Below are 7,579 nucleotides of genomic sequence, written 5' to 3' on the forward strand. Positions count from 1 at the left end.
TTTAAATTAATGTTTCCATCTTAAAATATTTACATTTTCTACCTGAAAAATTCTAGTCATATACATGATCTGTCCTGTATGATAGCTATAGTGTACCGTTACGTGATACAGCAGCTCCATCAATTGTCGGTTGGAGGACGCTATCCCCGCATCAGGAGGATAATAGACGGTTACTTCACGGTGAAGATCTTCCTCTGAAAGTGTGCCCAGAATCTCCCGCGACTTCTCCCTCACTGCATTCAAATGCTCTGAGAGCTCCTTGCACGTGTATCCGCCTTCTGCCAAAAACTCAGCTGAACGTTCCCGAATATATGGATAGCCACCTATACTGTTTACAATATTGTGATATTCGTTCCCCGCCAGATGAAGGCATAAGTTGCCTACGCTGTTCGTTCCTTCCCGCAGCTTTTTCCACAAAACCTCATCGGAAATGCGGGTTAACGCAAGTTGAATTTTCTCAAGTTCTTTGTCAAGCAAGTTCAATGTCATTGGTATGAACAATTGTATTTCCTCCCTAGCAGCCTATGTTTTCGTTCAACAGTACTCAATAGTACAATAAGTTCAGCGCTACTGAAAACTTATACCTGCTGATAGTATGAAAATAGACCGCCCCTACTTAAGGATTCGGTCTAACTTCATATTGCCATGCCCATTACTAGCCTTCCCTATATAGCTTCAATCAAACGCGCCAATAACGCAGTGCGCAAAGGAATCTCATCGATTCGCACATACTCGCGTGGAGAATGCGCGAAGTCCCCGCGCGCACCTAGACCATCGAGCGTCGGTGTACCCGCAGCCGCTGTGAAGTTGCCATCGCTAACTCCACCGGTCGCCGTCTCCTCCAAAGCGAGACCGAATTCAGCCTTCGCCAGTTCCCGAGCGAGGCTGTACAGCGATGCAATAGCATCGGTACGCTCCATCGGAGGGCGCATCATGCCGCCGGTAACCGTCAGCTCAGCGCCTGACAGAGACGGAGTCAGCGAAGCGAACTCCGCTTCGATCCGCTCGGCTTCATCCAAAGTAGCGATGCGCACATCGATCTCTGCTTCTGCATGATCCGGCACGACATTGCTGCCGATACCTCCATGCACAAGGCCAACATTAACTGTTGTCCCGATATTGTAATCGGTCAGCTTGTGCATGAACTGAATTTGGTGAGCTAGCTCTTGAATCGCCGATATCCCTTTCTCCGGATTTACACCCGCATGAGCGGATACCCCTTTTACCGTCAGCTTATACCGGCCGCTTCCTTTGCGGGCTGTCTTGAGCGCACCGCTCGGCTCCATAGGCGGCTCCAGAACAAAGGCTCCAGCAGATTGCATAGCTGCCGATTCAATAAATTCCCGAGAAGTTGGGCTGCCGATTTCTTCGTCGCTATTGATTAACAGTACGATCCGTTTATCCTCTGGCAAACGCCCTGTATCCTGCAACGCCTTAATTGCAAAAATAGCTTGCAGCAGCCCTGCTTTCATATCATAAACACCGGGACCATAGGCTGCTCCGTCCTCGATTCGAAACGGACGTCGCTGTGCTTCACCACTGGGCCAAACCGTGTCGTAATGACCTACGAGAAGAATTTGTTTGGCTCCGCTTCCCGCAACACATAGAAGTCGATCTCCCGCAATTGCATGCGGGATCCGTTCAACCCGACCACCGATCAACCGGCTAAACTGAGCCGCATACCAATCAGCAGTCAGATCGCATTGAGCTTTATTTCGGGAAGGAGAGTCCATATTTACGCTTTCCTCCAGCAGCTGAAGCAGCTCTGGAAGATAAGATTCGATTTGTTTCAGAAGTGATGTTTGTGACATGATGTAAGGTATCTCCATTTAATGGGAATGCGAATTGGATCCAAACAATCGATCCAAACCATAAACGCGTTCCAAAATAATAATAAATACAAGACTTAATAAAATAACAACCGATGAAATGGATGCAACCAACGGATCCAATATCTCCTGCATATAGCTAAAAATAGCAAGCGGAAGTGTTGTGGTCGAAGGAGAAACAAGAAACAACGATACGGTAACATTATCGAATGAGGTCAGAAAAGCAAAAATCATCCCTGACATGATAGCTGGCCTTAATAAAGGAAGTGTAATATCCCAGAATACATTGAAGGGCTTAGCTCCCATAATGTAAGCTGCCCGCTCCAGCGTATAATCGAAATTGCTCAGCCCTGTCAAAACAAGCCTCACAACATAAGGAATAGATATCAGCACGTGAGCCAGCAGCAGTCCAATAAAAGTACCGGCCAATCCTATCCGGGTAAAAAACAGCAGCACCGCAATACCGATAATTAAAGCCGGTACAGTTAAGGGTGAGAGCAGCAGTCCATTGATGACTCCACTGCCACGGAACTTATACTTATGCAGCGCAAGCCCTGCCAGCGTACCTATGATCGTTGAAATAACAGCGGTCAATGCGGCGAGCTCCAAGCTGAATATAAATGAATCCACAAATTCGGGACGGTCAAATATTTTGACATACCACATAAAAGAGAATCCTACTGGTGGAAACGAAAGATATTTTACCGAAGTCAACGAGGTCGGGATAATGATAAGCAAAGGTGAAATGACGAACAGCACCACGAAAAAAGTAATGATACCAAGCGGAGAAATTTTCTTTATCATGTGTTAAACACCTCTTTATAACGCTTGGTTTCGATTAAACGGGTGAACAAGGCTACCAGCGCAATCGTTGAGGCCAACAGCAAGAAGGCAATGGCTGCCCCAAGCGACCAATCCAATTGGGTCATTATTTTCTCATAGGCAATAACAGGCAACACCTTCACGGATGTCCCTCCCATCAAAGCCGGTGTAACAAAAGCACTCATGGACAGGCTGAAGACAAGCGTTGTTCCAGCGACCATCCCTGGCAAGGTAAGCGGTAAGGTGACGGAAAAGAACGTACGCAGCCTGCTGGCGCCTAATATACCTGCCGCTTTATATAACGAGCCATCAATCTGGTAGAGACTGGTCGCAATCGCCAAAATCATGTAAACCAGCAAAGAATCCGTTAAACCAATGATCACTCCAAGCTCGTTATACAGCAGCTTCAACGGTTTATCGATCAGTCCAAGCTGCAGCAAGGTATTATTGATCCAGCCCTTATCCCCCAGAATAATGACCCATCCAAAATTACGAATAACAACGCTCACCAGATGCGGAGATATAATTAAAAAAGTAACAATTCCCCGCATTCTGCCTGACGCTTGAGCCATATACAATGCCACAGGGAAACCTAATACTAAGCAAGCCAATACGGTAAGCAAGCTCACTTTGATCGTACGCCACAAAACTTGAATATAATAAGGATCCTGAAAGAACAGCAAGTAATTTCCGAAGGAAAAATGCTCCTGCTTGTCTTGAAAGCTGAACATCAGAATATAGAGCATCGGAAGTAAAAATACCCCCATCACCACCGCAAGTCCCGGTGCCAGCAGCAGAGTGGCGTTTCGCGTCAAACGGCTACGGCCCTCGCTCATTGTCCCTGCCCCTTTCCGGTGAACACGAATATATCCTCAGGCTTCCAATCCAGATATACGTTTTGCCCTTGTGAGAATTGAATCATTTGCTGTACCGTCTGGATACGTACTGTGAGCGAATAGTGTCCTACTTCAACCTCACATTCCGTGTAGGCGCCAAGGAAGGAGGTCTGCTTCACAATACCCTTCACCTGATTAACGCCATCCATTACCACTTCTTCCGTATTCAAACCGATTTTCTCAGGCCGAACATAGATAGAGACCTTTTCTCCAATCCCAAAGCTGCCATCTCGGCGATCGGCAAGAAGTGTGAAGCCGGCATCGGTTTTTAGCATAAGGGTGTCGCCATTCGTTTCCTCAACTATCCCCTGCATGCGGTTCGACTTCCCAATAAAAGTATGAACAAACTCTGAAGCAGGACGATTGTAAATATCCCAAGGCGTACCAATCTGTTCTACCTTGCCATGATCAAGAACGACGATACGATTGGAGAGATAGAGCGCCTCTTCCTGATCATGCGTTACAAAAATAGTAGTAATTCCAATTTCCTGCTGCAGCCGCTTCAGCTCATCCCTTAGTTCCTCGCGCAGCTTAGCATCCAAATTACTCAAAGGCTCGTCCAGCAGAAGCAAGGACGGCTCCGTTACCAAAGCCCGCGCAATCGCAATCCGTTGTCTCTGTCCGCCGGACAGCTGCTTAGGATAACGCTCCGCTACATGAGGCAGCTTTACCAGCTCAAGGATGGCATTCACTCTGCGAGCAATTTCCGCTTTAGCGACTTTACGAAGCTTCAGCCCATAGGCAACGTTCTCAAATATCGTCATATGCGGAAATAGCGAATAGGTTTGAAACACCATTCCCAGCTCACGTTTGTTGGAAGGCACACCATTCATTCGTTTTCCTTTAATCAGCAAATCGCCTTGATCCGGTTCCAAAAAACCGGCAATCATATTCAATGTGGTTGTTTTACCGCACCCGGATGGGCCGAGGAAGGAGACACATTCTCCCTGCTCGATTCGCAGATTGAAGCTGTCTACAACTACATTCGGACCAAATTTCTTCTGGATGTTTACTAGTTCGACGTCAATGCTTTTGGCCATCTATTATCACCTATTTCCCGACTTTAGGAGCAACTTCTTTATTAAAGCGATCGAGCCATTCCGGCATCTTGCTGCCCACAACTTCCGCATCGAATTTAACTACCTTGCTGCGATCAAAGCTCAGCTTCTTTGCTAGATCTTGAGGCAGATTTACCGGAACAGCCGGGTTGTAATAAAGCTTGGAACCATACATAGTCTGTACTTCATCTGTCAGCAGAAAATCAATAAACAGCTTGGAGGCATTAGGGTTTTTAGCGTCTTTTACCATTGTCGCCACGTTAGGTACAAGATTAGCCCCTTCCTTCGGAATTACAAATTCAAGATCCAAGCCTGCATCCTTTTGAACTAGGCTTCTTGCCATAGTCCAGGTTGTATAAGCTGCCGTTTTATTTTGCAGATTTTGCTGTAACTGTGCTGCGCTTTTAGCAAAAGTCGGCATATAGCCCGCTATTGTTTTCAGCTTTTCAAAGCCTGGATCCATGTTTTTCTCAGAACCGCCGTTAGCATAAGCCAGCATTATAAAAGCTGACCGGCCAAAATTACTGGACATCTCGGCTAATGTAATGTTACCCTTCATTTCTGGCTTCGCTAGATCATTCCAGGATTGTGGTACCGGCAGCCCTTTTGATTTCACGATCTCAGCGTTATAGGAAATACCCATAGGTGTAAAATTAACGGCAATTCCACTGTTGTCTTTAACCTTGAGATCCTCGCCTACTTTTTTCATATTTGGAATATCTTTGTCCGTAAGCGGTTCCCATAAACCTTCTACGCGACCTGCCTCCTGCTCCCCGCCTTCAACAATCGTTACATCGATTTGGGGAGAAGCCTTCTGTGCTTTCACCTTGGCAACAATTTCGGTAGAGACACCGGAAACGTATGTTAGTTTCACATCTGGATATTTGGCATTAAATTTTTTGAAAATTTCATCCTTCATCAATTCTTCAACTGTTGCTCCGTTACCGGCAATGACCAACTGCTTTTCAGGTGTTAAGCCTGCCTCTTTGCCAGCTGCTGCTCCTTTATCCCCTGCTGGCGCCTGCTGTGCCGCATTTGTTCCACACCCTGTCACTAGAACACTACAAATTGCTGCGACCGATAAAATTGCTCCCCATTTTTTCATTGCAAACTTCCTCTCAACATGTTATTATCGTTCTCTATACGTGAACAATGTTTCCTATATGTGAATATATTGGAATTTTAACATGTTTTTCAACAAAAATGCAATAAAAAATTTAAGAGATGTCAGATTCCCTCCCATTATCGTTTTCATATAGGAAAAAGCTTTTATTTATGGTAAACTAATTGCAAAAAAACTATCAACGGCCACTTTTTGCCTTTTAAGGAGCATAATTGAAGTATGGACAATCACCTCTCCTCCGTAAAAAATAGCTGCAGACTGCTTAAGCTGTTCCTCGATTCCCCGAAGGAAATGGGTGTCAGTGAACTTAGCCGTCAGCTTCAGCTTTCTAAGGGTGCCGTACATAAGCTCCTCATGACATTGGAAAGCGAAGGCTTTATCAAACAAAACCCTGCAAATAAACAGTATTCCCTTGGATTCACCTTGTTAGGACTAGGTAATAAAGTGTTGAAAAATCATAATCTGGTGGACTTTGCCAAGCCGTATCTGCAAAAGCTCGCCGATACAACGCAAGAGCTTGTATGCCTGTGCGTAAGAGATGGTCAAGAGGCCATCTACATCGATCGAATCGACTCCATTCATCCCATCCGATTCAATGTGGAGGCTTACCGGCGGTTCCCTCTGTATGCAACATCAGCTTCTCGGGTTATTCTCGCTTATCAAGATCCGTCTTTTATTGAAAGCATCATAAATACGGACATTCGCACTTTTACACCTTATTCATTAAAGGAGCCTGAGGAAATAAAGGAACGACTTCAATCGATTTTTACTAAGGGCTATGAAGTCAGCGAGAACATGCGTAATGTCGGAGTAATGGGGATTGCCGCACCACTCTTCGATATCGATAGCACCGTAACTGCTTCAATCAGTATGATTGGTCCAGTCGACCGGGTAAAGCCGTCTTTAGATTCCTTCGTACAGCATGTGACAGCAATAGCACAGGATCTTTCCGTTCAGCTTGGATATAGAGGATAAGGATGTAAATAACTGCTTTTCAGCATAGACCCCGCGTCTGCTCTGTCTAGACATTACGAATTAGCGTAGTGTGTTGAATTACTTAATGAAATTTATCTATGCAAATAACAAGCCCATCTATAAAAGCTATCAGCTTTTATAGATGGGCTTGTTATTACTATAAATTATCGCATCGCGGGTCCGCGCAGCTTCTTTTTCACAGCAGCTGATGATTATGCAAGACGCTTACACGGAAAATCACAACCATAGCTACTCTAATTATTTGGATCTGTTATTCCAGATCACTTTTTCTCATAATTTTTTGCCCTAGCTGTACATCATTTTTAAATTAGGCATAAGCTTTCCCCCATAGTCTGTCAATGCATATAAGGGCAGCGTCTCGTCGATCTGGAGCTTGGTCTTATCAATCTGTGTACAAGCAAATTCATGAGGAAGATAAGCTGCGTTTGTAATCAATACGCTGATGAACATCCTGCTTGCAGTATGGATTTCACGCAGCATTACTGGACCCTGCAATCCAATTGCTCATCTTGCGGAATTGAAATAAAGTGAAAAAGAACCCTCAATTCCATTTTGGAATTAAAGGTTCTTTTTCACATTCTATGGGATTCATTCACTCACTAGGGTTACCCTTTTGAGACTGCCCTTATTGGGTATTCTCAGCAAAATGCAGAGATGAGGTCACTTTCTAACGTATGCTAATCGCGGATATCTGGGTTCGTTTACAGCATTGCATGGCAGCCTAGCGAACCCCACGTCAATTATCAGGAAAAATAGATCTAGAATAAAAAGTGGACACCTCATAAGAGAATGCAGATAATTAAATTACAAAGAGGAAGAGGTGTCCGGTGTGGGAGAGATGAGACAGAGGTTCAG

General features: G+C 45.0%; 8 protein-coding genes. 1 reads left to right on the forward strand and 7 read right to left on the reverse strand.

Features of this window, described 5'->3' with window-relative positions; genetic code table 11:
• Window positions 1-6: 6 nt before the first annotated feature.
• From ACFQ0C_RS04430 to ACFQ0C_RS04455, 6 genes are all read right to left on the reverse strand, one after another.
• Complete coding sequence (locus ACFQ0C_RS04430) at window positions 7-501, reverse strand: DinB family protein (RefSeq protein WP_379364349.1); 495 nt, start codon at window positions 499-501, stop codon at window positions 7-9.
• A gap of 164 nt (window positions 502-665) precedes the next feature.
• Window positions 666-1,811 (reverse strand): M20 family metallopeptidase, encoded by a 1,146-nt coding sequence (locus ACFQ0C_RS04435; protein ID WP_379364351.1) that lies wholly within the window; start codon window positions 1,809-1,811, stop codon window positions 666-668.
• A gap of 18 nt (window positions 1,812-1,829) precedes the next feature.
• A complete protein-coding gene (locus ACFQ0C_RS04440) occupies window positions 1,830-2,633 on the reverse strand; it encodes an ABC transporter permease (RefSeq protein ID WP_258214199.1) in 804 nt (267 codons plus the stop codon).
• Entirely contained in the window at window positions 2,630-3,487 is an 858-nt protein-coding gene (locus ACFQ0C_RS04445; RefSeq protein WP_258214198.1) for an ABC transporter permease, read from the reverse strand. Before ACFQ0C_RS04445 ends, ACFQ0C_RS04440 begins: the two co-directional genes overlap by 4 nt.
• Window positions 3,484-4,587 (reverse strand): ABC transporter ATP-binding protein, encoded by a 1,104-nt coding sequence (locus ACFQ0C_RS04450; RefSeq protein WP_379364354.1) that lies wholly within the window; start codon window positions 4,585-4,587, stop codon window positions 3,484-3,486. The genes ACFQ0C_RS04445 and ACFQ0C_RS04450 overlap by 4 nt, the downstream gene beginning before the upstream one ends.
• A gap of 10 nt (window positions 4,588-4,597) precedes the next feature.
• Window positions 4,598-5,710, reverse strand: coding sequence for an ABC transporter substrate-binding protein (locus tag ACFQ0C_RS04455; protein ID WP_379364356.1), 1,113 nt, complete (start codon window positions 5,708-5,710; stop codon window positions 4,598-4,600).
• Between the two features lie 237 nt (window positions 5,711-5,947).
• On the opposite strand from ACFQ0C_RS04455, the gene ACFQ0C_RS04460 reads away from it, so the two are divergent.
• The gene (locus ACFQ0C_RS04460) at window positions 5,948-6,703 is read left to right on the forward strand and encodes an IclR family transcriptional regulator (RefSeq protein ID WP_379364358.1); all 756 of its coding nucleotides are present in this window, start codon (window positions 5,948-5,950) and stop codon (window positions 6,701-6,703) included.
• 306 nt (window positions 6,704-7,009) lie between these two features.
• On the opposite strand, the gene ACFQ0C_RS04465 is transcribed toward ACFQ0C_RS04460, so the two are convergent.
• Window positions 7,010-7,219, reverse strand: coding sequence for a hypothetical protein (locus ACFQ0C_RS04465; RefSeq protein WP_379364360.1), 210 nt, complete (start codon window positions 7,217-7,219; stop codon window positions 7,010-7,012).
• Window positions 7,220-7,579 lie beyond the last annotated feature (360 nt).

Origin of the sequence: Paenibacillus sp. GCM10027630, from assembly GCF_042676305.1 — a bacterium.
In the GTDB taxonomy this organism is placed as follows: Bacteria; Bacillota; Bacilli; order Paenibacillales; family NBRC-103111; genus Paenibacillus_S.

What these genes read in the sequence shown, in the direction of transcription:
- ACFQ0C_RS04435 (WP_379364351.1), bottom strand. Translation starts at nt 1,811, where the DNA reads ATGTCACAAACATCACTTCTGAAACAAATCGAATCTTATCTTCCAGAG.
- ACFQ0C_RS04440 (WP_258214199.1), bottom strand. Translation starts at nt 2,633, where the DNA reads ATGATAAAGAAAATTTCTCCGCTTGGTATCATTACTTTTTTCGTGGTG.
- ACFQ0C_RS04445 (WP_258214198.1), bottom strand. Translation starts at nt 3,487, where the DNA reads ATGAGCGAGGGCCGTAGCCGTTTGACGCGAAACGCCACTCTGCTGCTG.
- ACFQ0C_RS04450 (WP_379364354.1), bottom strand. Translation starts at nt 4,587, where the DNA reads ATGGCCAAAAGCATTGACGTCGAACTAGTAAACATCCAGAAGAAATTT.
- ACFQ0C_RS04455 (WP_379364356.1), bottom strand. Translation starts at nt 5,710, where the DNA reads ATGAAAAAATGGGGAGCAATTTTATCGGTCGCAGCAATTTGTAGTGTT.
- ACFQ0C_RS04460 (WP_379364358.1), top strand. Translation starts at nt 5,948, where the DNA reads ATGGACAATCACCTCTCCTCCGTAAAAAATAGCTGCAGACTGCTTAAG.